The 24,818-nt window shown below is 34.0% G+C and carries 21 protein-coding genes; 5 read left to right on the top strand and 16 right to left on the bottom strand.

The features are described from left to right. Positions 1 to 108: 108 nt before the first annotated feature. The 9 genes from FDY99_RS08635 to FDY99_RS08595 all read right to left on the bottom strand — a co-directional run bounded on the left by FDY99_RS08635 (position 109) and on the right by FDY99_RS08595 (position 11,085). Positions 109 to 2,181, bottom strand: coding sequence for a T9SS type B sorting domain-containing protein (locus tag FDY99_RS08635; RefSeq protein WP_139420741.1), 2,073 nt, complete (start codon positions 2,179 to 2,181; stop codon positions 109 to 111). A 111-nt stretch (positions 2,182 to 2,292) separates the two neighbouring features. Next, positions 2,293 to 4,371, bottom strand: coding sequence for a T9SS type B sorting domain-containing protein (locus FDY99_RS08630; protein ID WP_139420739.1), 2,079 nt, complete (start codon positions 4,369 to 4,371; stop codon positions 2,293 to 2,295). 90 nt (positions 4,372 to 4,461) lie between these two features. Beyond that, complete coding sequence (locus FDY99_RS08625; RefSeq protein WP_074230858.1) at positions 4,462 to 5,697, bottom strand: MFS transporter; 1,236 nt, start codon at positions 5,695 to 5,697, stop codon at positions 4,462 to 4,464. 94 nt (positions 5,698 to 5,791) lie between these two features. Then, positions 5,792 to 6,154, bottom strand: a complete 363-nt coding sequence (locus FDY99_RS08620) for a hypothetical protein (protein ID WP_139420737.1) — start codon at positions 6,152 to 6,154, stop codon at positions 5,792 to 5,794. A 135-nt stretch (positions 6,155 to 6,289) separates the two neighbouring features. Continuing rightward, positions 6,290 to 6,667, bottom strand: coding sequence for a hypothetical protein (locus FDY99_RS08615; RefSeq protein ID WP_139420734.1), 378 nt, complete (start codon positions 6,665 to 6,667; stop codon positions 6,290 to 6,292). Between the two features lie 22 nt (positions 6,668 to 6,689). Next, positions 6,690 to 8,189: a GH3 auxin-responsive promoter family protein gene (locus FDY99_RS08610; protein WP_139420733.1), complete on the bottom strand. Its 1,500-nt coding sequence runs from the start codon at positions 8,187 to 8,189 to the stop codon at positions 6,690 to 6,692. Between the two features lie 124 nt (positions 8,190 to 8,313). After that, complete coding sequence (locus FDY99_RS08605) at positions 8,314 to 8,559, bottom strand: hypothetical protein (protein ID WP_139420731.1); 246 nt, start codon at positions 8,557 to 8,559, stop codon at positions 8,314 to 8,316. 79 nt (positions 8,560 to 8,638) lie between these two features. Then, positions 8,639 to 10,489 carry a T9SS type A sorting domain-containing protein gene (locus tag FDY99_RS08600; RefSeq protein WP_162304155.1) on the bottom strand — a complete coding sequence of 617 codons (1,851 nt, stop codon included), beginning with the start codon at positions 10,487 to 10,489 and terminating at the stop codon, positions 8,639 to 8,641. A 206-nt stretch (positions 10,490 to 10,695) separates the two neighbouring features. Next, positions 10,696 to 11,085 (bottom strand): hypothetical protein, encoded by a 390-nt coding sequence (locus FDY99_RS08595; protein WP_074230865.1) that lies wholly within the window; start codon positions 11,083 to 11,085, stop codon positions 10,696 to 10,698. Positions 11,086 to 11,326: 241 nt separating this feature from the next. Between FDY99_RS08595 and mfd the strand changes: the two genes are divergently transcribed. The 5 genes from mfd to pth all read left to right on the top strand — a co-directional run bounded on the left by mfd (position 11,327) and on the right by pth (position 18,479). Further along, entirely contained in the window at positions 11,327 to 14,689 is a 3,363-nt protein-coding gene (mfd, locus tag FDY99_RS08590) for a transcription-repair coupling factor (RefSeq protein ID WP_139423786.1), read from the top strand. A 124-nt stretch (positions 14,690 to 14,813) separates the two neighbouring features. Next, entirely contained in the window at positions 14,814 to 15,707 is an 894-nt protein-coding gene (locus FDY99_RS08585; RefSeq protein WP_139420727.1) for a hypothetical protein, read from the top strand. Between the two features lie 78 nt (positions 15,708 to 15,785). Continuing rightward, on the top strand, positions 15,786 to 16,667 hold the full coding sequence (locus tag FDY99_RS08580; RefSeq protein ID WP_139420726.1) for a hypothetical protein: 882 nt from the start codon (positions 15,786 to 15,788) through the stop codon (positions 16,665 to 16,667). Between the two features lie 231 nt (positions 16,668 to 16,898). Continuing rightward, a complete protein-coding gene (locus FDY99_RS08575) occupies positions 16,899 to 17,825 on the top strand; it encodes a hypothetical protein (RefSeq protein WP_139420723.1) in 927 nt (308 codons plus the stop codon). Between the two features lie 90 nt (positions 17,826 to 17,915). Then, complete coding sequence (pth, locus tag FDY99_RS08570) at positions 17,916 to 18,479, top strand: aminoacyl-tRNA hydrolase (RefSeq protein ID WP_139420721.1); 564 nt, start codon at positions 17,916 to 17,918, stop codon at positions 18,477 to 18,479. Positions 18,480 to 18,539: 60 nt separating this feature from the next. On the opposite strand, the gene FDY99_RS08565 is transcribed toward pth, so the two are convergent. From FDY99_RS08565 to FDY99_RS08535, 7 genes are all read right to left on the bottom strand, one after another. After that, positions 18,540 to 19,175, bottom strand: coding sequence for a carbonic anhydrase family protein (locus FDY99_RS08565; protein WP_139420718.1), 636 nt, complete (start codon positions 19,173 to 19,175; stop codon positions 18,540 to 18,542). A 51-nt stretch (positions 19,176 to 19,226) separates the two neighbouring features. After that, positions 19,227 to 20,822, bottom strand: a complete 1,596-nt coding sequence (locus tag FDY99_RS08560; RefSeq protein ID WP_139420716.1) for a SulP family inorganic anion transporter — start codon at positions 20,820 to 20,822, stop codon at positions 19,227 to 19,229. Between the two features lie 146 nt (positions 20,823 to 20,968). Next, on the bottom strand, positions 20,969 to 21,268 hold the full coding sequence (locus FDY99_RS08555; RefSeq protein WP_074230873.1) for a hypothetical protein: 300 nt from the start codon (positions 21,266 to 21,268) through the stop codon (positions 20,969 to 20,971). Between the two features lie 23 nt (positions 21,269 to 21,291). Next, positions 21,292 to 21,960, bottom strand: a complete 669-nt coding sequence (locus FDY99_RS08550) for a carbonic anhydrase (protein WP_139420714.1) — start codon at positions 21,958 to 21,960, stop codon at positions 21,292 to 21,294. A 344-nt stretch (positions 21,961 to 22,304) separates the two neighbouring features. Beyond that, on the bottom strand, positions 22,305 to 22,547 hold the full coding sequence (locus FDY99_RS22975) for a T9SS type A sorting domain-containing protein (protein ID WP_228448934.1): 243 nt from the start codon (positions 22,545 to 22,547) through the stop codon (positions 22,305 to 22,307). A gap of 549 nt (positions 22,548 to 23,096) precedes the next feature. After that, positions 23,097 to 23,648 carry a serine acetyltransferase gene (locus FDY99_RS08540; protein WP_139420710.1) on the bottom strand — a complete coding sequence of 184 codons (552 nt, stop codon included), beginning with the start codon at positions 23,646 to 23,648 and terminating at the stop codon, positions 23,097 to 23,099. A gap of 11 nt (positions 23,649 to 23,659) precedes the next feature. Continuing rightward, positions 23,660 to 24,811 (bottom strand): glycosyltransferase, encoded by a 1,152-nt coding sequence (locus tag FDY99_RS08535; protein WP_139420708.1) that lies wholly within the window; start codon positions 24,809 to 24,811, stop codon positions 23,660 to 23,662. Positions 24,812 to 24,818 lie beyond the last annotated feature (7 nt).

Here is a 24,818-nt window from a genome sequence, read left to right as displayed (position 1 = left end):
AACAATTCTATGAAAAACATAACTCAAGTATCGTAAACAGATGAGGTTGAGTGTTAATAAAAAAATCACCCCATTGCTGAGGTGATTTTTTATGATTGAGGAAAATTATTATTCTCTGTTTTTTACCAATACCCATCCGTCATATTTGGTTTGTGTATTGTTTTTGTCGTTTTCATTCCAAGTAATGGTGTACCAGTAGGTTCCTGTAGGGATTTTTTTACCTCCTGAAGTTCCATTCCATTTGAAGTTTCTTATTTTGTCAGCTTCATAGATTTTATTACCATATCTGTTGTAAACAACGAATAATAAATTCTTTTTGTAAGCTAATGCAGAATAATCTATTTCGTCATTAACGTTGTCCCCGTTTGGTGTAATTGCATTGATAAGGTTAGGAACGGTAACTTGTATCTGTATAGGGTTACAATCAAACGAATCTTTTAGGAAAATCTTACTTTCACCTCTTGGTAAACCTGTAAATATATTAGAATCTTGCCAATTAATTCCATCCAATGAATATTTGTATGGTGCAGTTCCTCCTGATGCATTTACTGTAATTGTATTATTTGTAATGTCGATACTTGCAATCACGGGTTGTTGTGAAGCGTAAACATGTACTTGCTGAAGTGTAAAACATTTACCTGTTTTTAATTTTACCCAATAAGCTCCAACACCAACACTTGAAATGGATTGTGTTGTAGCACCTGTGCTCCATTCGTACCCAGTGAATCCAGGTCCAGCATCTAGGGTAGTTTTATCTTCCGGACAAATAGTTTTATCTTTAAGAACAGATGATTTTACTGGCGGTAAAACTTTTAATGCGATTTTTGTAATAGCATAACACCCATCATTATTTGTTACTCTCACATACACATCTGTACTTGTAGTGATATAGTTCGTAGCTGGGATAATTTCGTTAGTTCCGGCTAAAGCATTAGCTTGAGATGTGAAAAATCTTTTAGTAATGCCTGTTTGAGATGTTACATTAGCTTGTGTAAGATCAAAAGAAGCAGTTGTGGTTGCGCCTTCAATAAAACATGATTCTAAAGATGCTGGTGTTACCACTACAACAGGGAAGAAGCTTAGGGTAATTGTAGAATTAGCTGTGCAACCTTCTACTGATGTTACTTTTACATGAATTGTTTTAGGGGCAGATACATATGCTGTAGGATTTGTAATTTCGTTGGTTCCTGCATTTAAATCTGCCAATGTAGGATAGTATTTTTTCGTTGCAGTTGGATCAGCAAAGACGGCTGCTGTTGTAAGATTAAATGTTCCTGTTCCTGAACCATTATTATTACATGCTTGGATTGTAGCATTATTCGGAACAATATTTCCTTGTCTGAATTTGAACTTTCCTGTTTGAAAACATCCGTTGGCTGGATTATTCGGGTTAGCAGGATCTAAATATTTTATTCTATAATAATAAAGTGTCGTGCCATCTACAATGGTTGTAGTTAATGGGTTAGCTCCTGTAATTGCATCATTATTAACATTATGATATGTCACAATGAAATTTGGGTTACCATTCAATATACCGGTTGTTAAAGTTGTGAAATTAAACTGTGTAGGTAAGTTACACTTTAGAATTTCATTAGGAAGGGTAGGGTTTGTTGCATTAGGAACTCCAGGTGTAATGAATGGGTTAGGCGTTAATGCCGGGTCGTTAAAAGCAGACGTTAATGTTGCTGTACCACCCCATGTAAGAGAAAACCCTAAATTACTTGTGGGAATATAGTTGTCTATAAGAAGATAATAAATTTCTCCTGCAACTACTGGAAGTGGAGGCCCCCACTGTGATCCTGTTTGAGTGGAACTTAATCCTGTAGGACCACTTGTTCCTGAATAATTACAACGAATAGCATCTCCGAAATCCCAGGTTGTACAGTCTATATTAGGACCATAAACTGCAAAATCGTAATCATAGCGAGTAACACCAGGAATCGTATCGGGGTTTATTGTAAATTCAATTGTTCCTGATGTTGCAGCTGTAAAAACGTACCATACAGAATAGTTTTCCATACCTAAACAGCTTCCCGAAGTAGCCTCCTGAATAAGTCCCGAGCTACTTGGGTTGTATGAAATATCAGAGTTACCACAAACAGGTATTGCACTAATACAGTCTGACTGTGAATAAAATAGCTGAGATGTTATTAAAATAAAAAAAAGTAGTAGTTTTCTCATTTTCAAATGATTTTAATTACAAATTTAACAAAAATTTAATTAATTATGCGAAATATCATTTAAAATCAAAAAAAAGTCGCTAATTAAGCGACTTTCTATTTGTTATGGTTATTATTCTCTATTTTTTAATAATACCCATCCGGAGAATTTAATTGGAGTGTTTTGCTTGTTGTTTTCATTCCATGTCACTGAATACCAGTAGTTTCCTGTTGATGCTTTCTTGCCTCCATTTGCTGTACCGTCCCACTTATACCCATTAGTTTTGTCTGCTTGGTAGATTTTTGATCCGTACCTGTCAAAAATACTGAGAACTAAGTTTTGTTTTCCTGATAATGCAGAGTAATCAATTACATCATTTACACCATCTCCATTTGGAGTAATTACATTTGTAATATTTGGTACAACGATATTTACCTGAATAGGTTTACAATTGTAGTTGTCTTTGACGAAAATAGTATAATCTCCTCGTGATAAATTGGTGAAAACATTAGAATCCTGCCAATTTATATTATTAATCGAGTACTTATAAGGAGGTGTTCCTCCGATAACATGTACGGTAATTGTGCTGTTTGAAATCTCAATATTTGAAATAACAGGCTGCTCTGAGGCATATACTTTTACAGTTTGCTTTACAGTACAGTCTCCAGTTTTTAATTTTACCCAATATGTTCCTATTCCCACATTTGAGATGACTTGAGTTGTAGCACCTGTACTCCATTCATATCCATCAAATCCTGAACCTGCATCTATAGTTGTTTTGTCTTCAGCACAGATAATTTTATCTACAAGAATTGTTGAATAAACAGGAGAGATAACAATTAAATTTATTTTTGCTACATTGTAACATCCATTAGCATTAGAAACTCTCACATATACATATCCTGTAGGAGCAATGTGAGTCGTCGGAGTTAATATTTCATTGGTTTGGTTTACAGCATCGGCCATTGATGGATAATACTTTCTTGTCATGTTCGCTTGTCCATTAACAGGTGCCGCTGTAAGATCGAATTGGCCTGTTGATGGATTTGTTTCGATGAAACAAGTTCTCAAAGTAGCATCCGTTACGATGATTTCAGGATAAAAATTCAGCTTGATTTCTCCTACATCTGTACATCCAAATGGTGATGTAACCAAAACGAAAACAGATCCTGCTGCAGATACATATTGATAGGGATTGGTAATTTCACCTGTTCCATTGTTCAGATCAGCTAGTGAAGGATAGTATTTCTTTGTGACTGTAGGGTCATTTATTACGTTTGCTGTAGTTAAGTCATATAATGCTGTTCCCGCATTATTATTGTTGCAACCTGTTAAAGTAGTGTCAACAACATTAATTGCACGCTGTACAAATTTAAATGTTCCGGGTAACCTACATCTGCTGATGGCTCCACCTGGTGCACTTGGGTCAGCATAAGTAATTACATAGTAGTAAGTGTCTGTAGTATTTACGGGAATAGAGCCCAAGATAGGGTTGTTTCCACTGATGGCATCATTTGAATTTTTATAGTATGAAGCCACAAAATTAGGATTGCCATTTATAATTCCGGCAGATAATGAGCTGAAATTAAATACAGGAGGCTCGGTACAAACTATTACTTCGTTAGGAGCGGTTGGGTTTGCTGCGGGACTTCCTGGCGGAATAAAAGGATTAGGTTGAAAAGCAGAGTTAAATGGCGATACTAAGGTTGCTGTTCCACCCCAGGTTAATACAAATCCATTAGCAACACTAGAATAATTGTCTACAACCAAGTAATAGGTTTGTCCGGCCACTACATTCATAAATGAACAAAATGGAGAACCTAAGCCATCTGCGGTAGTGTTAGTGTTTGTAAAGTTTAAACCAGTAACTCCTGAAGTTCCCGAAAAATTACATCTGATTGGATCTCCAAGGCTGCTACAGCTTACATTAGGCCCATAAACACCCCAATCGTAATCATTGGATAACACATTAGGTGTGATGGTAAAAGTTAAAGTTCCTGATGTTGCAATGGTAAAAGTGTACCATACAGAGTAATTTTCGTCATCAGTAAGGCATCCTCCTAAGTCCTCCAAAACATCACCTGGACCAGTTGGTGTAAAAGAGATGGGGGTGTTTCCACAGACCTGCACAGTACCACCGCAGTCAGAACTGGATTGTGCAAAAATCATTTGTGATATAATAAGTAAACTGATGAGTAGAATTTTTTTCATTTTTTCAAAAATTTGGTAACACAAATATAAATAAATTATTAATCTTTCATTAAATATTATTGTCTATCATAGGATAACGATAGAATGTGTTTAATATTGCATTTTTCTCAATTTAGAGTTGGTGCTTCCTACGATTAATGCAATTAATACGGTCATACTTCCCCCAAAAATTACAGACCGCACTACACCTAAAAGTTTAGCCATCAATCCACTCTCAAATTGACCCATTTCATTGCTCGACATAATGAAAATTGAGTTTACACTTAAAACTCTTCCTCTAATGTGATCCGGCGTTTTCAACTGTACGATTGTTCCACGGATGACCACAGAAATGCCATCCAGCATGCCACTTAAAACCAAAAACATAAAAGAAAGCCAGTAATAGTGTGACAAACCGAAACCGATAATGCAGACTCCGAAACCTGCTACAACAGCCAATAAAATTTTTCCCTGATTTTTTCTTAATGGAACTAAAGATAATGTAGTAATAATAATCATCGAACCTATATCTGAAGCCGCATTAAGCAACCCGAAACCTTCAGCTCCTGATTTTAAAATATCTGTTGCAAAGACTGGAATCATCGCAACGGCACCTCCAAAAAGTACGGCAAACATATCAAGACAAAGCGCTCCCAAAATTTCTTTAGTTTTAAAAATATAAGCAATTCCTTCACGCATACTTTCCATGACTTTGATTTCTTCTTTTTTATGCTCAGAAAACTGTTGATTCAGTTGCCAGAAAAACAGAGAAGCGACCAGCAAAAGCGAAACAATGACTACTAAAGTCCATTTTACGCCAAAAAAACCGATGAGAAATCCTCCTGCAGCGTGACCGCAAACTGAAGAAATCAAAAATGTGGCTTGGTTTAAAGTAATTGCACTCGGAAGATTGACTTTCTTTACGATTTTAGGAATCATCGATGGAACAATTGGTCCGATAAAGGCTCTTGCAATTCCGGTAAAGAAAATAACGCCGTAAATGAAATAGGTAATTTCGTGACCTGTAAAATGAAGTTCCACATCAAAAAATGCTGGAATCATTAATAAACTGATCAGAAAAACATAGACGTAATTGCAAATCAAAAGAAGTCTTTTCTTTTCGTTCATATCGATCACGTGACCAGCATACAAAGCGCAACTTACCGCAGGAATTACCTCAGATAACCCGATAAGTCCGATAGAAAAAGGATCTTTAGTTAATTGATACACCCACCATCCAAGTAAAGTAGCGAGCATTCTGAAAGCTAAAACAATAAAAAATCTCCCCGTAAGAAGATTTCTGAATTCTACATTTTGTAATGTTTTGAGCGGTAGTAAAGAAATCATTCCACAAAAATAGCCCTAAATATTCATTTAAGGCTATCGATATTTTCGGTTTTCAAAAGATAAATAAAATACCTTCTGAAAGATAACGTCTATTTTAGTCAGCTCTCAAAGAACCTACTACAATGGCAGCAGCAGCGGCAGCTCCAATTACAACAGCACCTCCTGCAACTCTTGCTTTTGATCTGTCTTTTACAGCGGCAACGTTAGATTTAGGGATGATTACTTCTGTACTGTCTTTTTTTCCTGCTGTACCAATGATGTTGTCTCCATCAATATTACGGAATAAGAATTTCTGTTTTTTGGTTCCGTCTTTGTGAGTAACGATGTAGGTTTTACCAGCTTCAAGGTTAGAGTAATTATTCTGTGCAATATCTTCGCTGTACTTTGTTGTTGCACAAGATGAGATTACAAATAAAGACGTTAATAATGATGATTTTAAAAGTACAGATGCTTTCATTATAATTTTTTAGTTTTCCAAATTTATAATTTTTTTTGAATATACGTTTTCATTAAAAGGGAAAATCTTATATTTTTTGTAATATTAAAGTAGAAAATGAAGAAATTTTATATTTGAAAGATTGTTTTTTGCTCATTAATTTAAACCGGTTCCAAATGCTGTTGCAACATCTTCTATATCGTCAGTAGCATTTTTTATACCGATAACAATTATGGTAGCGGCAGCAACTCCTCCGGCTGTGGCAACTACAGCAATTGCAGTTTTATCTTTTCTTATCTCTGAAATATTATTTTTTGCAATCGAAATCCTTTCATTTCTTTTGGTTCCAATGATACTGTCTTTAGAAATTGAACTGATTGTCATAGGAGTTTTGCTTCCGTCTGACTGATGAAAAGTATATTTATTCCCAGTCTTTATATTTTTATAATTGTCAGGGTTTTTTGTAGCGCTATATTTTAGCGAGCTACAAGAGGTAAATGAAATAACTACTAAAAGGAACAAGATTCTTTTCATAGAATGTGATTTTTATGGTGTCTTATTTTTTGTAAATTTTTAATAAATCTGCAATTTTCCTATCGTTTGCTAATCTTGGGATTTTATTTTGCCCGCCTAATTTTCCTTCGGATTTTGCATATTCCTGAAAAGCATTTTTTTGAAGCTTAGAAATATGAAGCTTCTGCAAAATATTTCCTGAAATCAAGTCATCATAATAAGTGTTGCGTTTTCTCAACTGATCATCCAGTTCATTTTTAAATACATCTAAATTTTCAGGCTCTTTTTCAAACTCAATAAACCATTCGTGATAAGGTAAACCCTCTTCCGGATTTACTTCCGGAGCCAAATGAAATTCTGTAATCTGCGCAGGAAATTTTTCTACTGTGGCTTTTATCGCTTCTTCCACTTCAAAAGCAATAACGTGTTCGCCAAAAGCAGAGGTGAAATGTTTCGTTCTTCCGCTTACCAAAATTCTGTGTGGATTTTTATCAATAAACCTCACAACATCGCCAATGGAATACGCCCATAAACCGGAGTTGGTTGTTAAAATTAAAGCATAATCTTTATTAAGCTCAATATCTTTTAGTGTTAATCTTTGAGCATTGGGTTTTCCGTATTGTTCTAAAGGAATGAATTCGTAAAAAATTCCGTGATTGGTTAAAAGTAATAGTCCTTCTTTGGTGTAATCATCCTGAAAAGCAAAAAATCCTTCCGAAGCCGGAAATGTCTGTACAATATCTACTTTTCCGCCTAAAAGTTCTTCCATTTTCTCGCGGTAAGGTTCGTAATTTACGCCACCTGTAACGATGAGTTGAAGATTGGGGAAGATTTGTTTGATTTTTTTTCCGTTTTTCTCAATCAATTTTTCAAAATACATAATCAACCAAGGCGGAATTCCTGAGATCAAGGTCATGTTTTCTTTTTCGGTTTCCTCAACGATTTTATCTACTTTGGCCTCCCAGTCTTCCATCAGATTGGTTTCCCAGCTTGGTAGACGGTTTTTCTGAAGATAATTGGGGATGTGATGCGCTACAATTCCTGAAAGTCTGCCGGTTTTTACGCCAAAAACTTCTTCCAATTCCGGGCTTCCTTGTAAGAAAATCATTTTTCCGCCTACGAAATCAGCATTGTTTTTCTTAGCAATATAATGGAAAAGCGCACTCTGAGCTCCTTTCACCTGAAAAGGCATTCCTTCTTTAGAAATAGGAATATATTTTGACCCGGATGTTGTGCCGGAAGTTTTTGCAAAATATTCGGGAGTTTCTATCCATAAAATATCTCTCTGTCCGCGTTTTACTTTTTCGATGTAAGGTTTCAGATCTTCATAATCTGCAACGGGAACTTTTTTCTGAAAATCTTTTACAGACTTGATGTTTTCAAAATCATATGTTCTTCCAAAAAGAGTTTTTTTAGCTGTATTGACAAGAGATAGCAATAATTTCTCTTGATTCTTTTCCGCATTTTTCTTGAATTCTTCTGCTTTTTGAACATGTTTTTTTGCCCAAATCAACGCTGCATTTTTCTTTAGAAAGTTTAACATGGTTCAAATTTATAAATAAGTATAGAATTCAAAGAATATTTTAAAATTTAAAAATAAAAAAACCGATGATCTAGGCATCGGCTTATTGAAAATTTGATTATGAATAGCAGCTATCTGCCTTTTTTTATTTGTTTACTTTATATCTTTTATCAGGAGTACCGTCTTTTTTCAGTTTCTGATTTTCTTTGTATCGTTTATCGGGAGTACCGTCTTTTTTCAACTTTTGTGCTGGTTTTGCTGCTTTGGTTTCAACAGCTTTTACGGGTTTTACAGCTTTTGTAGTTGTGGTTTTAGTTGCCGGAGCAACTTGTTGTGCGCTTGCGAATCCTAATCCTAAGATGATAGACATTGCAGTAAGAAATTTTTTCATTTGATTGATTGTTTTTTGTTTAAGTAAAGTTAGATAAAATCTCAAAATGAAAATCAAATTTGACAGATTTAATTAAATTTTAATTTTTCACAATCATTTTAATATTGGCGAGATTGTTATTCTTGCTATCATTCACTTGTACCATATAAGTGCCTCTTAGAAGTTTTTCTTTTAAATAGATGTTCTGAAGTTTGTTCTTTTCTAATGTTTGAGAATGTACTATTTTTCCACTCATATCATAGAGCTTAAGTCTACAAATTTCTTTTTCAAGAATACTACCTTTTAATGAAAAGTTACCATTGTTTGGGTTATCATAAAGCGTCAGTTTCTCAGGTTTATTATTCTCAGATGTAGAAAGATTCTTAAGGTCAAATTTTGCAACAAAAGCAACATTCTTTTTTTGGCTGTTTGGGTCTATGATTTGTGGTTGCCAACTGTTTGGAGTTGAATAACCCGTGGTTGCAAGTGTTTCTCCATATAAATATAAAGATGAATTATTAACAGCGATGTTTATAGGAAGATTATAGCCAAGACTTGAATCTCCATAATAAGAGGCCCAAATTCTTTGTCCGTTACTATTGAATTTTACAAAAAATTGATTGGTAGCCAAATTTGTATTTAATGTTGGTGATGATTTGTAGGTTTCTGGTGTTGCCAGATTATTTCCAAGTCCGTATGTCCAGCCAGTAATATAAATGTCATTTCCGTTTAAAGCGAGCGGTTGCATACAAGAGTAGGCCTGGTCTAAACCAGTGCCCCCAAAATAAGTACTCCAGATGCGTTCTCCGGAATAATTAAATTTACTAAGAAATAAATCATAGCTTCCAGCATTCGTTGTTTGGTGTGTTCCCTGAGTTCCAAAGTAGCCTTGTGTAGCGGTATTCGATTGTGCATCTCCCATTACATAAACTCCGGTTTCGTTAACGTCTATGCTGCTAATTCTGCTGGATCCGTCAGAATGCCCATAATAAGTGCCCCAAAGTCTTGTGCCGTTTTCTGCATTGAATTTTTGAAGGTTAAAATTGGCAGGAACCGATTGGAATGCATTTGTAGATGCAATGTTGTATTGATTACCTGTTGGTTCTTGTCCTCCTACAATATATACTGAATTGTTGTAGTATTTTAAGTTATAAATTTGGCTAGGGAAATAAGTACCCCAGATTTTCTCACCATTGGAGTTTAGTTTTACAATGTATCCGTTAAGAATTTCAGTTGTTTGATTGTATAAGAGTTGATAAGTGTCTTGAAATGTACCTGGAGTTGCAATATTTTGTTTAATATCACTGGAGCCTGCGAGATAAATATTTCCCGATTCGTCTTCAGCAATACTTATGTTAGTCAAAAGACCATAAATATAAGTTTGATTACCTACAGGTAGATAAGTTGCCCAAAGTAAAGTGCCATTTGGGGCATGTTTGGCTAAAACTGTACCTAATTGTGGATGATTGGAATTTTGCAGCCAGGCATTTTGTGTCGGTGCAATGGGTAAATTATTTATAAATGCAGCATATTCATAATAGTAATTATTGTTGTGGTCAATATATTTTAGTTTTTTCTTATAGCCGTCATTGTCTAATAAATAATTGTAATATTCATAAGCTTGTACATTACCAGACGGATTTATTTTTGCTACAACAGTATTGGTTGTACTCATTATTGATGGGTTTATCTTAAAACTCTGACCACCATTTCCAACTCTGAACTGGTCATAATAAGAAGAAGGGTAGTTGTTGGGATATCCCATTGCTGTACCGGTAAGATGGATGTTATTCTGGCTGTCAAATAGCATTGTTTTCGTTGCGCTTTCTGTCCAAGATGTAGCTCCTACAGGACCTATGTATGTTCCCCAGGTTCTTGAGTATTCAAAACTTTGAGCGTTAAGTGAGATAAATGCAATAAGATTGAGAAAAAAGAGTAAAATTTTCGACATATTTGATATTGTTTTGAGTGTTTGATTGCAAAAATATGAAAAATATTGTGTATTTCCCAATTTGATGATGTTTTTTAATTTACAATTGTTCTTTCGAAATAATTTCAAATTATATTTTAAAGCTTTTATTTTTAGAAAGTTAGATTCAAAATAAAGCCCGCCTCCAAATTTGGAAACGGGCAACATATGAATGAATAGTTATTGTATTATCGTGTACAGTTGGCTCTCCATGTTTTTCCATCTGCGGTATAAAGCATTTTAAGCTCATTGTTGTCGATTCTTACATAAACAAGTGCAGTAGAATTCACCATAACTAAAGTATTGTCACCTTGTTTTTGAAATTCTAATCCGTTAAGGTCAGGAATTCCGTTAGAAAATCTAAAGTTGTATTTGGTTCCGCTTGCAATTTTTGTTACGAAAACTTCACCATTATCTGTTGCAATATCATTGTCGTTATCTTTATAGGAAATACTCCCTTTATAAGTTCCTGCGAAAAAATCATTGTCGGCCGGATCGTCATCGTTACTGCACGAGGAAATCGACATGAAGGTAAACAGAAGCATTAAAGCCCCCAGAATTTTGAATGCATTTTTCATAATATTTTATTTTTTGGTTTATAATTGATAAGTTCCAAAGATTGTGCCCGAAAGCAAATGCTTTAATTTTTTAACTTATTTTAAAACATTTTGTCTTGGTATTAAGAAATAAGCTCTTTTATGTTAAAAGTTGATTAAACTCTGATGATTTTAAAAATAAAAAAATAACGTATCTTTGATAAAATCAAACGGTTTCGGAGCGCTCCCGAAATCGATTTTGTCGTTTATACCTACATTATTTATGCAGTTAAAAAATATCAACGAAAAATTCCTTCCCGATTTGCTTAAAAATGAATTTGGAAAAGAAATTTTCTCACAAATTGATACCCAGCCGCATCTTTCTGTAAGAGGAAGTGCAGGTTCTTCAGCTTCTGTTTTTGCAGCCGAGCTCTTTCTTACTCACAAAAAAACGGTTCTTTTTCTTTCAGATGACAAAGAGGAAGCATTATACATTAACAGTGAAATGGAAGATTTGCTGGGAAAAGAAAGTGTACTTTATTTTCCGGCAACTCACATGGAGCCTTATCAGGTCGAGAAAACTCAGAATGCCAATTTGGTATTGAGAACTGAGGTTTTAAATAAAATAAATTCAGAAAAATCTCCAAAAGTTATTGTGGCTTACGTGGGAGCTTTGTCTGAAAAAGTGTTGAAGAAAGAAGATTTTAAGGCGATTTCTCATAACATTAAAACAGGAGATCAACTCGATTTTGATTTTGTGGATGAATTACTGAATCATTATCAGTTTCAGCAAACAGATTTTGTTTCTGAGCCGGGAGAATTTTCCGTTCGTGGCGGAATTGTCGATGTATTTTCTTACTCCAATGAAAAGCCTTATCGTATTACTTTCTTCGGAAATGAAGTCGAGAATATTAAAACTTTCGATATAGAAACCCAACTTTCTATTGATAAAGTAGAAGGTTTTCAGTTGGTTTCTAATATGAATTTTTCGGTTTCGGGAACAAGGGTTTCTTTTCTCGAAATTTTGCCCAAAGAAAGCTTTGTTATTTTTAAAAACGGAATTGTTGGTCTTCAAAAACTTAGGACATTTTACGAAAAATCTTTAGTTAAGTATGAAGATTTAAATAAAGACATTGCACACCGTACTCCAAAGGAACTTTTTATATCCGATGAAGAGTTTTTATTTGATTATAAAAAATTTAAAACCGTTGATTTCAGCAGTGTTGGAATTGAGAGCATAAAATTTCAAGAAGTAAAGCTTAATCAAACTGCACAACCTTCGTTTCATAAGAATTTTCAGTTACTGATTGAAGATTTACAGGAGAAAAAAGAAGAAGGTTTTGATATCTGGATCTCTTTTTCTACAGAAAAACAAAAAGAAAGATTGGTGTCTATTTTTGATGAATTAGGACATCAGTTGGCTTTTAAAAGTTTTAAATCTGAACTTCATGAAGGCTTTGTAGATCCCAATCACAAAATTCTGGTTTACACCGATCATCAGATTTTTGACCGTTACCAACGATATAAAGCGAAAAATACATTTGCTAAATCTGAGCAGTTAACGCTGAAAGATTTAATGTCGCTGAAAGTTGGGGATTTTATTGCCCACATCGATCATGGGATCGGGAAATTTATGGGATTGGTAAAGGTAAATAACGACGGAAAAATTCAGGAGTGTTTTAAACTGACTTATAAAAATGGGGATTTATTATATGTAAGTATTCATTCGCTTCATAAAATTTCAAAATACAACGGTCCGGATGGAAAAGAGATTGTTTTAAGCAAGCTTGGTTCTCCTGCCTGGAAATCATTAAAACAAAAAACAAAAGCGAGAGTTAAGCAAATTGCTTTCGATTTGATTAAATTATATGCGGAAAGAAAAACCGCAAAAGGATTCCAATATTCGCCAGATTCTTATCTTCAAAATGAGTTGGAGGCAAGTTTCGCTTATGAAGATACACCGGATCAGGAAAAAGCGACTCTTGATGTTAAAAAAGATATGGAAGATGAAGGAGTGATGGATCGTTTGATTTGCGGCGACGTTGGTTTCGGAAAAACAGAAGTTGCCATTCGTGCTGCCTTTAAAGCTGCTACAGATGGTAAACAAGTTGCAATTTTAGTTCCGACTACTATTCTGGCTTTTCAACATTACAGAAGTTTCAAGGAAAGGTTGAAAGATTTTCCGGTGACTATTTCTTACTTGAACCGATTCAGAACAGCGAAACAAAAATCTGAAACTTTACAGGGATTAGACGATGGGAAAGTTGACATCGTTATTGGGACGCACCAGTTGGCTGCAGATAAAGTGAAATTTAAAAATTTAGGTTTATTAATTATTGATGAAGAGCATAAATTTGGAGTTTCTGTAAAAGATAAACTGAAAACGATGAAAACCAATGTTGATACCTTAACATTGACTGCGACACCGATTCCGAGAACTTTACAGTTTTCTCTGATGGCTGCACGAGATCTTTCGGTGATCAAAACACCACCGCCAAACAGACAACCGGTTGATACAAATATTATTGGATTTAGTGAAGAAATTATTCGTGATGCAGTTTCTTATGAGTTGCAACGTGACGGACAGGTTTATTTCATCAATAACAGAATCGAAAATCTGAAAGATATTGCAGGTTTGATCCAAAGATTGGTTCCCGATGCTAGAGTTATTACGGCACACGGACAAATGGAAGGGAAGCAAATGGAACAGAACGTCCTGGATTTTATGGATGGAAAATATGACGTTTTGGTCGCAACCACGATTATTGAAAGTGGAGTAGATGTTCCGAATGCGAATACGATTTTCATTAATGATGCGCAACGTTTCGGAATGGCAGATCTTCACCAAATGAGAGGAAGAGTTGGGCGAAGCAATAGAAAAGCATTTTGTTATCTGATTACGCCGCCGTTTGATATGATGACTTCCGATGCGAGAAAGCGTTTGGAAGCGATTGAGCAGTTTTCAGATTTGGGAAGCGGTTTCCAGATTGCGATGAAAGATTTGGAAATTCGTGGAGCAGGAGATTTATTGGGTGGTGAACAAAGCGGGTTTATCAATGAAATGGGATTCGAAACCTATCAGAAAATGATGCAGGAAGCGCTTGAAGAATTAAAAGATGATGAAAATTTTGAAAATCTTTTTGAAAATGAAGAAGATAGAAATAAACTTTTCAAATCGGTAAAAGAAGTAAATATTGATACTGATTTGGAACTGATGCTTCCGGATTTTTATGTTTCCAGTACCGAAGAAAGATTGCTGCTTTATCAGAAATTAGCCGAAATAGATAATGAAAAAGATCTGCAGAAATTTGAATCTGAACTGAAAGACCGTTTTGGAAATCTGCCAAGTGAAGCTGTTAACTTACTGAAAAGTGTTGCTCTTAAATGGTTAGCTTCCGAAATTGGCTTCGAAAAAATCGTAATGAAAAACGGAATTTTCTTAGGGTATTTCCCAAGTAATCCTCAAGATAAGTTTTATCAAACCGATAAATTCAGACATATTATTTCTTATTTAACTCAAAATCCTGCGCAAGCTCAGTTGAAAGAGAAAGCAGGCAAAGACGGAAATAATCTGATGATGCGAAAAGATAAAGTGAAGAATGTAGATGAGGTGAATATTTTGCTGAAATCGATTTTAGGAATTTAATTAGCGATTTCCTTAATTTATAAAAGATCTAAAAGTTGTTTTAGGTCTTTTTTATTAATGATTTAAAATAAATCCTTTGATATTGAAAATAATTTATATTTTTGAGATTAATAATAAACAAAATATGATTAAAAATTTATTCAAAGGCTTATCGGTCTTGCTTCTTGGTTTCATGTTTTCATGCGATAACACAACCGCAGATCCTATTAATAATACACTTAATAATCCTGGAGGTTCAGGAAGCAGTGGTGGAAGTGCACCAACAATTACTGGTCCTCGAATTTTACACAAAGTTGTTGCAAATAATGTTACCAATCAGGAATATGTAACTACCGGAAATGTTTTAGAAAAAGCAATATTTAAGGAAGCAAGTGGTTCTACTTCTTTTATTGTCGGAAGAGTTACTTATACTTCAGGGAAAATTACAAAAGTTAAATTTGAGCAGGAAGTTAATGGTGCTGTTCCTGCAAACAGTATAACACAAGAGTATAATATAACTTATGATTCAAATGGAAGAATCAATTATACAACATGCAATAGAATGTTGGGTAGTACACCAAATTTCGATAGTGAATATACTTACACCTATGACAGTGCAGGGAAGATGACAAAAATTGTAGAAAAGAAAAAATCGGGAAGTACTTATACCCATTTTTACAACTATAACCTGACAAATACAGGAGATAATATTACAAAAATGGTAATGGAATACGGAGCTACTAGTTCTACAGGTGTTCCGGATATGTCTACAGCAATTACTATTACCCATAACTTCGATGGTTACGACAATAAAATAAATCCATACACCACTTTGCCTAAAACGTTTTTTGTGATGTGGAGCCTATTTCATCCTTTAAATTTTTCATCTCTATCTGCTAATAATATTACAAGTTTTAATATTGTAAATCCCGCTCCGGCTCCGATATTTCCTGTAACATATACTTATTTATATGATACGCAAAATTATCCGGTTTCAGATCAGACGCAAACTCAAAAGTATATTTATAAGGCTTTGTAAGATGATGTTGGATGATAGTTTAGTAATCTCGTAAATAGTAAGATGGTTTTTATTCAAAAAAAACAAATTAAATTATCGTTGCTGGTATTCGTATTAGGGATAATTGTTTCGTGCAATAAATCAGAGAACAATACGGCTGGAAAAACGACAGAACTTCTTAATGATTCTGAAGGTTATTTCAAAGGAGTCATTGAACTTGAGGAGAAAGATATGCTCGGAACGCATTCCGATATCGTCTTAATATTTAACGAAGGTGATGTGAAAAGAGAAGTAACAGAAAGGCTTTTGAAAAACATTTCTTACGGTATGATTTATCGAAAAAAGCATGATTCTGTAGATTATTTCTATACTAAAGATCAAAAATCGTGGCATGCTTCGATTGCAAAAAAAGATTTTCGGAAATGGGTTCAGGAATTGGAAAAACCGGTTATTGATTCTGAAAACATCGGTAATACAAGCTTTGCGATACAGCCCCCGTTTGGAACTATTTTTAAATATTTTGATAGCTTCGGAAAAGGTGTAGTTTCTACAATTGCAAGTTCTCCTCTCAAAAATTATACTTCTGTGAAATGCCAGACTTTTTTAGTCCCGGATAGTAAATCTTGTAATGTTTGGTACAGTGATGCAATAAAAATTCGTCCGGATGTTTTAGAAATTATTGAGCATAACCAACCAAAATCAATCAATACCTTAGCGTTGCAGGTAGAGTATTTTTCACCGGAATCTTCTAATCAAAAAAATACTTTAGATAAAGTTTTAGATAAAGTGGATAAGGTGCTTGTGAAAACAGACAAAAAAATATACTTAAGTAAAATAAATTCCAGTAATAAAATATCGATTGATTTACCAAAAAATAGTGAAAAGGTTTCCCCGCAAAAACTAAATGAAATAATTTATCCTGTGGAAGAAAGTAGTGGGAGTAGAAGTGGAGGAGGACATCACCATCATGATATTTTCTAAAATTTAATACTTGAAGCTAATGAGTTTTACAATAGCAGATTAGAAAATAATATTGTAATGGAATATATTGGAAAAAATAGAATGAGTATTTTTCAGGAGTTTATCGGAATGAATATTTGAGTACTAAATTTTTTGAATTTTCACTATTATTTTGCGATAATATAAAGTAAAACGCAATTTTTATACAAAAAAAAATTATATTTGTGGAAAAATAAATAATCCCATTACATAATGAAAAGACTTTTCTATTTTATTTTGCTAATAGCAGGTTTTTCTTCAATACATTCTTGTAAAGATTTGACTGATGAAGAAGGGAATCCACTTCTGGATTTGAATGACAATACGGGTTTGAATGGTCCAAGAGCATTATCCAGAGAGGCGACCGACTTTGGACTGATTGCACAGTATGAATATAATGGTCTACTTCTTTCAAGGGTTATTACAGAAAAAGCTTCTATAACAAATGTAGAGTGGAGTGGTGACAAAATCAGTAAAGTAACATTCAATGGCTTTTTAGATTTAGATAGTGATGGTACAATAGATACTGATAGTGTTTCTTATACTCAGCAATATACTTATGGTAATTTGGGAAAATTAACATTGATCTCTGAAAACAGAACAATATTTAGAAAAGCACCTCCTGTACCTCCTTCGACAGTACCGGGTCCTTATGCTGTTTTTTCAAAAACAAAAGCAATCTATACTTTAACGTATAGCTCAACAACATCAAAATTGGCTTCTATTGTAATGAAAAGAGGTAATGATATTCCTTCTTTTGTTTACACAGATTATACTAAAGCAGCTTACAGTTATTTAGGAGATAACGTTTCTTCGGTAACCAAAGAGGTTGGTAAATTGACAGGGAATGTTTTTGAACCTGCTACACAAAACTATAAGTTTGATTTTAACAGCTATGATTCTCAAATCAGCGGATATACTCTGTTGCCATTCGAATATAAAGTTTCAGTACTTATTTCTACAGATATTAATGACGACAGAAGTTTAATGTTGTCACCAAATAGTCCTAAAAGAGCTGCTGTGACAGATATGACGCAACCGGTTCCTACACCAATTGTAGTTTCTACTAATTATAGATATGATCCACAGACTTATATGACTCAAGGATTTGGAATCAATTATTTCTACAAACCTTTGTAATTAATAAAATTTTAAAAAAATATTTAAGCTCAATCCTTTTCAGGGTTGAGTTTTTTATTTTAGAACTCTTAATTTTGCAAAAAATTTCTCATGAAATATTTAATTGTCGGTCTTGGAAATAAAGGCCCGGAATATGAAAATACACGCCACAATATAGGTTTTAAAGTTGCTGAAAAAATTGCTGAAACTTTAGAATCATCATTCAATACCACCAATTTCGGCTGGATGGCGGAAGGAAAGTATAAAGGAAGGAAAGTATTCGTTTTAAAACCTGATACTTATATGAACCTTTCCGGAAATGCTGTAAAATACTGGGTGCAGAAAGAAAATATTCCTTTAGAAAATGTCATGATTATTACGGATGATCTGGTTTTGCCTTTCGGAACATTAAGAATGAAAATGAAAGGTTCTGATGCCGGTCACAACGGACTTAAAAATATTCAGGAAGTATTGCAAACTCAGAATTATGCAAGGCTACGTTTCGGTATTTCTGCCGAGTTTTCTGAAGGAAGACAGGTGGATTATGTTCTTGGAACTTGGAATGAAGAAGAACTTGAAAAACTTCCCGAAAGAATAGAAAAGTTTTCAAAAGCTTGTCTGTCTTTTGTTTTTGCAGGAATCAATAATACGATGTCTGCTTTTAACGGAAAATAAAAAATAAATTCGGGCGGAAGCAAAGCTTCCGCCCGAATGATTAATGAAAATGAATGTTTATTATAACCAAGTTACGACGCCGGTTTCAACATCATAGTTAGCTCCGACTATTTTAATTTTACCTTCTTCTTCAAGTCTTTTTAATGTAGAACTTTGTTTGCGGATCTCATCAATCGCATTTTTTACGTTGTGCTGATTTAGCCTTTCAAGAAGATCTGCATTCGCAGAAGAACGTTCTTCACCATCTTCAATGATTGTATTGATGATTGGGTCGAAATGACCGATTAAATGGTTCAGATTATCCATTCCCATTCCCTCAATTTTAGCAGCATCAAGTCCTCCCTTTAAAGCTCCACATTTTGTGTGGCCTAAAACGACAACCAATTTAGAACCAGCTACGTTACAGCCAAATTCCATAGATCCTAAAATATCCTGATTAACAAAATTCCCTGCTATTCTGATACTGAAAACATCACCTAGTCCTTGATCAAAGATTAATTCTGCAGAAGTACGGCTGTCTATACAGCTTAGAACCACTGCAAAAGGCCACTGTCCTTCACGGGTAGCATTTACCTGCTCCAAAAGATCTCTGTTTGCCTTTAGATTACCTACAAATCTGTGATTTCCTTCTTTTAAAAAGTTTAATGCTTTTTCAGGAGTAATCGTAGACTGAGTTTCTGATGTATGTGCTTTCATATAATTTATTTATTTTTTGAATTATTAAAGTTAAAAAAATATTTTTTGAGCTTACATTGCTCTTTTATGGGTAATGACGATGTGAGAGTCCTCATCGGTTTCGTAGTCTCTGTACGAAGTTTTGAAGCCTAATAGTTCCACATTAATATCTTCTTCTTTTGCTCGGATGTTGGCAAAATCCTGAATCATTTCCAGTACATCTGTTGCGATATATGACGTTCCTCTTGCATCAATCTTTACCGCAGAGTTTGATTTAATGTTTTTCAATGTCTTTTTAATAGCGGCTTTATTCAGAAAAGATACCTCTTCTGCCAATTTCATCGTAATGCCGTCTGCATCAATCAGTTTTTCTCGGCTTAAATAATAAGCACGTTTCATGTTTCCTTGCAAAATATAGAAAACAGAGATTGCTAAACCAATTCCTACTCCTTTCAGCAAATCGGTAGCTACAATAGCAACGACAGTTGCCACAAACGGGATAAACTGGAACTTTCCTAAATGCCAGAAATGTTTGAATGTAGCTGGTTTTGCCAATTTATATCCTACTAAAAGTAAAACTGCAGCAAGAGTAGATAAAGGAATCAAATTTAAAATAAAAGGAATAGTCAACACACAAACCAATAATAAAACACCGTGAATCATTGCTGAAACCTTCGAAGTTGCTCCCGCATTAGCATTTGCTGAGCTTCTTACCACTACAGATGTCATAGGTAATCCGCCGATAAATGAACTGATAAGGTTTCCGATTCCCTGAGCTTTTAATTCTAAATTGGTGTCGGTAATTCTTCTCTGAACATCTAATCGGTCTGAAGCTTCAATACAAAGTAGCGTTTCAATAGATGCTACAATAGCGATTGTTGCTCCTACAATCCATACTTTAGGATTTGTAAAACCGTTAAAATCGGGTAGTATTACCAGGTTTTTAAAATCATCAAGACTTTGAGGAATAGGTAAAGAAACCAAATGCTCTGTACCGATTGCCAAAGAACTTCCCGACATTTTAAATGCTTCATTAAGTAAAATTCCAACAGCTACGGCAACTAATGCACCTGGTAACATTTTCATTCTTTTTAAAGCAGGAATTTGATCCCAGGCTAAAAGTAATCCTACAGAAACCAGAGTAACTATAACCGCTCCCGGATGTATTGCACCCATTAATTCACTGAAATAGTTGAAATTGATTCCGTTGGAAAATAATGTTTCATTTCCTTCATAGTCGTTATCAAAACCTAATGCATGCGGAATTTGCTTGATAATGATAATAATCCCGATAGCAGCAAGCATTCCCTCAATCACATTATTTGGAAAATAATTGGAAATACTACCTGCTCTGATGAAGCCTAAAACTAACTGTATAAGACCAGCGATAATACCGGCGCAAAGGAATAGTTCGAAAGCTCCAAGATCTGTAATTGCAGTTAATACGATTGCAGTAAGACCTGCAGCAGGTCCTGAAACCGAAATGTTTGAATTACTGAGTGCTCCAACGACTAAACCTCCCACAATACCTGCAATAATACCAGATAATGGCGGTGCGCCAGATGCTAAAGCAATTCCTAAACATAGAGGAAGAGCTACTAAAAATACAACGAGGCCTGAAGGGAAATTCTCCTTAATTCCTCCAAATAATGAATTTGATTTTTTCATGACAGCGAAAAATACTTAGTGTAACCGATTAATCTTAATTAAATAAAATATTTAACCAAAATCATCAGCGATAAAATTGAAATTAATTTAAAAAAGGGCATCATTCAACATCAAATCTGATATGAATATTTGCTAATGTATTTCAACTAAGCTTCGGGAGGTGGAGAAAATATGGTAAGAAATGGTGAAAGATGAAAAGAATCATCAATCAGCACAAAAGATCTGCGCTCGAGATCAGGCTCGAAAAACTTTAGAAAATCATGTACGTTTAAAGTCTTTGGTAAAGTCTTTTCGTAAACCGTAAATGATGAATAATGAGAGTGTGTTTCTTCTTCGTTTAAAATTACATTCGTTCTCTGTATTTCCCAACCGAAAACCGCAGCGATGCTCGGCAAGGCTGTGAAGTTTAGGATAAACAGTAATGTAATAATACTCCAGAATTTCATTCACTCAATTTTTTAAAGAAAGATTATTTCGTCTTTCTGCTCATCACCCAATCTGAGCCTGTAAGATTATAAATCTTCTGAATATCTTTTAAGATTTCCTCAAAATCAATTTCAAGATCGATAATTTTACCTGTTCTTAGGTCAAAAACCCAGCCGTGAACAATAGGATATTCTTCTAAAATATATCTTTCCTGTACACAGGCCATTTTAATTACGTTAATACACTGCTCCTGAACATTCAGCTCTACAAGCCTGTCATAACGTTTACTCTCATCTTCGATAGAATCTAGTTCTGCTTGATGCAATCTGTAAACATCACGAATATTTCTCAGCCAAGGATTTAAAAGTCCTAAATCTTGAGGGGTCATCGCTGCTTTTACGCCACCGCAGTTGTAATGTCCGCAAATGATAATGTGTTTTACCTTCAAGTGCTCTACGGCGTACTGTATAACAGCTGTGGAGCTCATGTCTAATGTATTAACAACATTTGCAATATTTCTGTGGACAAAAACTTCTCCCGGTTTTGCTCCCATGAGTTCTTCTGCGGTTGCTCTGCTGTCTGAACATCCTATGTAAAGGTATTCAGGATTCTGAGTTTTTGCAAGATCCTCAAAGAAGTGGGGATTGTCTGCTACTTTAGATTCTACCCATTTTCTGTTGTTCTCAAAAATAACTTCGTACGAATTCTTCATTAATTAAATTTTAAAGATTATAATTATTTATTTCGTTTAAATTATTTTCAAATTCAATAGACTGAATCAATAATTATGCAAAAATATAATTTTTGCCGAAAAGCCAATCAGTTTTAACAATATTTAATATTAAAATATGCTTAAAATCATGTTTGAAACAACCGATATATACGGTTTTTTGTATGAATTCACCTGAAAAAATTAATAAATTAAACTTAAAAATTAATATAAAATTACAAACTATAAATGATAAAATTTAAATTGAAGATTAAAATACCTTCAATTCTTAAAAAAAACACCTCAATGTACATTAAGGCGGTTCATGTTTATCAGTAACGATTTATTTATTGCTTAATAATTTTTACTATGGTTTCAGAATTATTGATTCTTAGCACATAAACTTCTGATAGTAAAGAAGAGAGGTCGGTACTTTCATTTTCAAATTTTCCTGACTTTACCAATTGACCGGAAAGATTATAAATCTGATAATAGTAATCTTTAGATTTGTCATTTCCTTTGATATGCAACAAACTCTTTACTGGATTAGGGAAAAACTCAAGTTTGTTTTGAGCTACTTTTTCCTCAATTACTGATTTTGCTAAAACAGTTTTAGCTTGTCCTGAAGTTATGGTTGTTATCTGTAGTCTTGGTAACGGCTCCTATTCATTTCCATTATTATCATATTTTACCTACACATCTGCAATTTATTCCCAAATAAGGATCATTGTTGTCGTGGTATGCAAAGAAATAATTTTTTGCAGAATCCTGATTGTATACCTGAAACAGAATATTAATGGGTCTTCCTTTATAATTGGAAGCCAAACTTGCTGTCCATATGTCTGAGAATGAAGTATCAATGACATTATAATTTAGGGTTGTATTTGCCGTAACGTATACTATAATCAGTGTTTTAAATCAGATTCTTGAATGTGTAAATCAGAGCTAATGAAGAAAAGTGTAGGAAACAGTCTCATATGTTTTTTAATTTGTGTTGTGTTTTGAAGATTAATATTAAAGCAAAGCTTCAATTCTACAAATCTCTAAAACAAAAATATATAAAATATATTTTTCCTATAATAGGGATATATTTTTTCATAGAAAAAATGTTTTTAGATATGAATTTATAGAAAAAACTTTTATACTTTATTGTTAATGTATGCTTCTGTAGCTCTTTCTGTTGAGGAAATAGTTCCGGGATTTCCAATGACTACAGAATTGGCAGGAACGTTGAAGTTAACGTACGAATTGGGCGCTACTAAAACATTATTTCCAATAGTAATTCCACCTACAATGACAGCATTTGCTCCAATCCATACTTCATCACCGATTGTTGGAAATCCCTGGAGTCTACCACGATTTTGCTGACCAATAGTTACCCCTTGTGCAACATTACAGTTTCTGCCAATTTTAGCCTTAGGATTTATGACTAGGCTTCCCCAATGCCCCAAATAAAAGCCTTCCCCAATTTCAGTTTCTGCATAAATCTGATAGCCGTATTTTATTTGATAATGTCTGAGAAGGAGCTTCCAGAATATCCTTAGAACGGGCTTTTTATTATACTGTTGAGTTTTTCTCAAAATATAAACAAAATGCAGGTTCGGATTGATACATTTCTTCCAGATCTCAAATGAAGAGAGCCATTTGCCACTTTCTCGATAAAAATCTTTTTGTATAACTGTGTAACCCATTTTTTTAATATTTATAATCCGTCAATGATTTCCTGAAGCTTCACTACTGATTTCTGTAATACAAAAGGTAAATCAGTTGCAATAATTTCTTTTTCGTAATGACTAACAAGTTCTGGATTTGTAAGAATTTTTTTCATTCCCTCATAAATTCCTTCTTCTGAATTGGGAGTAATAACTCCTAATTCCCCTTCCTGAAGTAGATCTTTTATTCCTGAAACATCTGTAGATATAACTAGCTTATTCAAAATTAATGCTTCTGCAATAATCGTAGGGAAACCTTCATGTCTAGAAGACATCACATAAAAATCAGCTTTTTTCAGATAAGGATACGGATTGCTTCTGAAGCCCAGCATTTTAACCGTTTCTTGAAGCCCCAATTGATTCAGTTTCGCATGAATATTCATGTAATCAAAACCATCACCAATGATAATGATTTGGTGTATAATCCCTTCGTCAATCAATTTTTTATGGACATTCAAAAGTCTGTCATAACCTTTTTGTGGATAAACTGTTCCAATGGTAATAAAGGTAGGAGTCTTATTGGAAAAAGGATAATCTTCGATTTCTGTATTCGCTTTCTGTAATGTATCTGCTTTATCGATCGGGTTGAATATTTTAATGATTGCCTGCTTCTCATAGTCATATTGTGCCATCTTCTGCATATCTTCTTTTAGTTTATTGGAAATGACCAAAATTCTGTCAAATTTGAAGAAATGTCTAATTACATCAGGTGTAAACTCTTTAAGGTTAAAAATATCATTCTGAATCCAGATTATCTTTTTTGATTTCTTTTGGGGGCTTGATAGGAGTTCTTTGTACAGACCATGTATTGCAGCAATCTCTACATCATATTTTTTGTTTTTTAAAACAAATTGATATAAGAGAAAAGGAAACCAGAGAAACATCTTTTGATACAAAACTCTAAATATTTTTATAGGAATCTCATGAGGCTTGTTAGTAGTGATCATTTCACCTTTTAGCAGATGAAACATATTGACCCATGACGGAACTTCTTTGATGTACATTCCTGTATAAAGGTTGATTAATAGATCTACGTCATATTTGTCTTCAGGAAGATTTTTCAGAAAATTTATCAATACTTTTTCTGCACCGCCATGACGAAGTGAACCAATACGGATGAGGATTTTCTTTTTTTGAGACATTTATTTT

The sequence above is a fragment of the Chryseobacterium mulctrae genome, assembly GCF_006175945.1.
GTDB classification, from domain to species: Bacteria; Bacteroidota; Bacteroidia; order Flavobacteriales; family Weeksellaceae; genus Chryseobacterium; species Chryseobacterium mulctrae.
Note: the sequence above shows the minus strand (reverse complement) of the source record. Positions and strands in the feature narration are given on the sequence as shown.

Excerpts from the sequence above, each read along its gene's own strand:
- FDY99_RS08560 (WP_139420716.1), bottom strand. The coding sequence starts at position 20,822 with ATGAAAAAATCAAATTCATTATTTGGAGGAATTAAGGAGAATTTCCCT.
- FDY99_RS08550 (WP_139420714.1), bottom strand. The coding sequence starts at position 21,960 with ATGAAGAATTCGTACGAAGTTATTTTTGAGAACAACAGAAAATGGGTA.
- FDY99_RS08585 (WP_139420727.1), top strand. The coding sequence starts at position 14,814 with ATGATTAAAAATTTATTCAAAGGCTTATCGGTCTTGCTTCTTGGTTTC.
- FDY99_RS08595 (WP_074230865.1), bottom strand. The coding sequence starts at position 11,085 with ATGAAAAATGCATTCAAAATTCTGGGGGCTTTAATGCTTCTGTTTACC.
- FDY99_RS08565 (WP_139420718.1), bottom strand. The coding sequence starts at position 19,175 with ATGAAAGCACATACATCAGAAACTCAGTCTACGATTACTCCTGAAAAA.
- FDY99_RS08555 (WP_074230873.1), bottom strand. The coding sequence starts at position 21,268 with ATGAAATTCTGGAGTATTATTACATTACTGTTTATCCTAAACTTCACA.
- FDY99_RS08625 (WP_074230858.1), bottom strand. The coding sequence starts at position 5,697 with ATGATTTCTTTACTACCGCTCAAAACATTACAAAATGTAGAATTCAGA.
- FDY99_RS08605 (WP_139420731.1), bottom strand. The coding sequence starts at position 8,559 with ATGAAAAAATTTCTTACTGCAATGTCTATCATCTTAGGATTAGGATTC.
- mfd (WP_139423786.1), top strand. The coding sequence starts at position 11,327 with ATGCAGTTAAAAAATATCAACGAAAAATTCCTTCCCGATTTGCTTAAA.
- FDY99_RS08635 (WP_139420741.1), bottom strand. The coding sequence starts at position 2,181 with ATGAGAAAACTACTACTTTTTTTTATTTTAATAACATCTCAGCTATTT.
- FDY99_RS08540 (WP_139420710.1), bottom strand. The coding sequence starts at position 23,648 with ATGGGTTACACAGTTATACAAAAAGATTTTTATCGAGAAAGTGGCAAA.
- FDY99_RS08575 (WP_139420723.1), top strand. The coding sequence starts at position 16,899 with ATGAAAAGACTTTTCTATTTTATTTTGCTAATAGCAGGTTTTTCTTCA.
- FDY99_RS08600 (WP_162304155.1), bottom strand. The coding sequence starts at position 10,489 with ATGTCGAAAATTTTACTCTTTTTTCTCAATCTTATTGCATTTATCTCA.
- FDY99_RS08610 (WP_139420733.1), bottom strand. The coding sequence starts at position 8,189 with ATGTTAAACTTTCTAAAGAAAAATGCAGCGTTGATTTGGGCAAAAAAA.
- pth (WP_139420721.1), top strand. The coding sequence starts at position 17,916 with ATGAAATATTTAATTGTCGGTCTTGGAAATAAAGGCCCGGAATATGAA.
- FDY99_RS08620 (WP_139420737.1), bottom strand. The coding sequence starts at position 6,154 with ATGAAAGCATCTGTACTTTTAAAATCATCATTATTAACGTCTTTATTT.
- FDY99_RS08630 (WP_139420739.1), bottom strand. The coding sequence starts at position 4,371 with ATGAAAAAAATTCTACTCATCAGTTTACTTATTATATCACAAATGATT.
- FDY99_RS08535 (WP_139420708.1), bottom strand. The coding sequence starts at position 24,811 with ATGTCTCAAAAAAAGAAAATCCTCATCCGTATTGGTTCACTTCGTCAT.
- FDY99_RS08615 (WP_139420734.1), bottom strand. The coding sequence starts at position 6,667 with ATGAAAAGAATCTTGTTCCTTTTAGTAGTTATTTCATTTACCTCTTGT.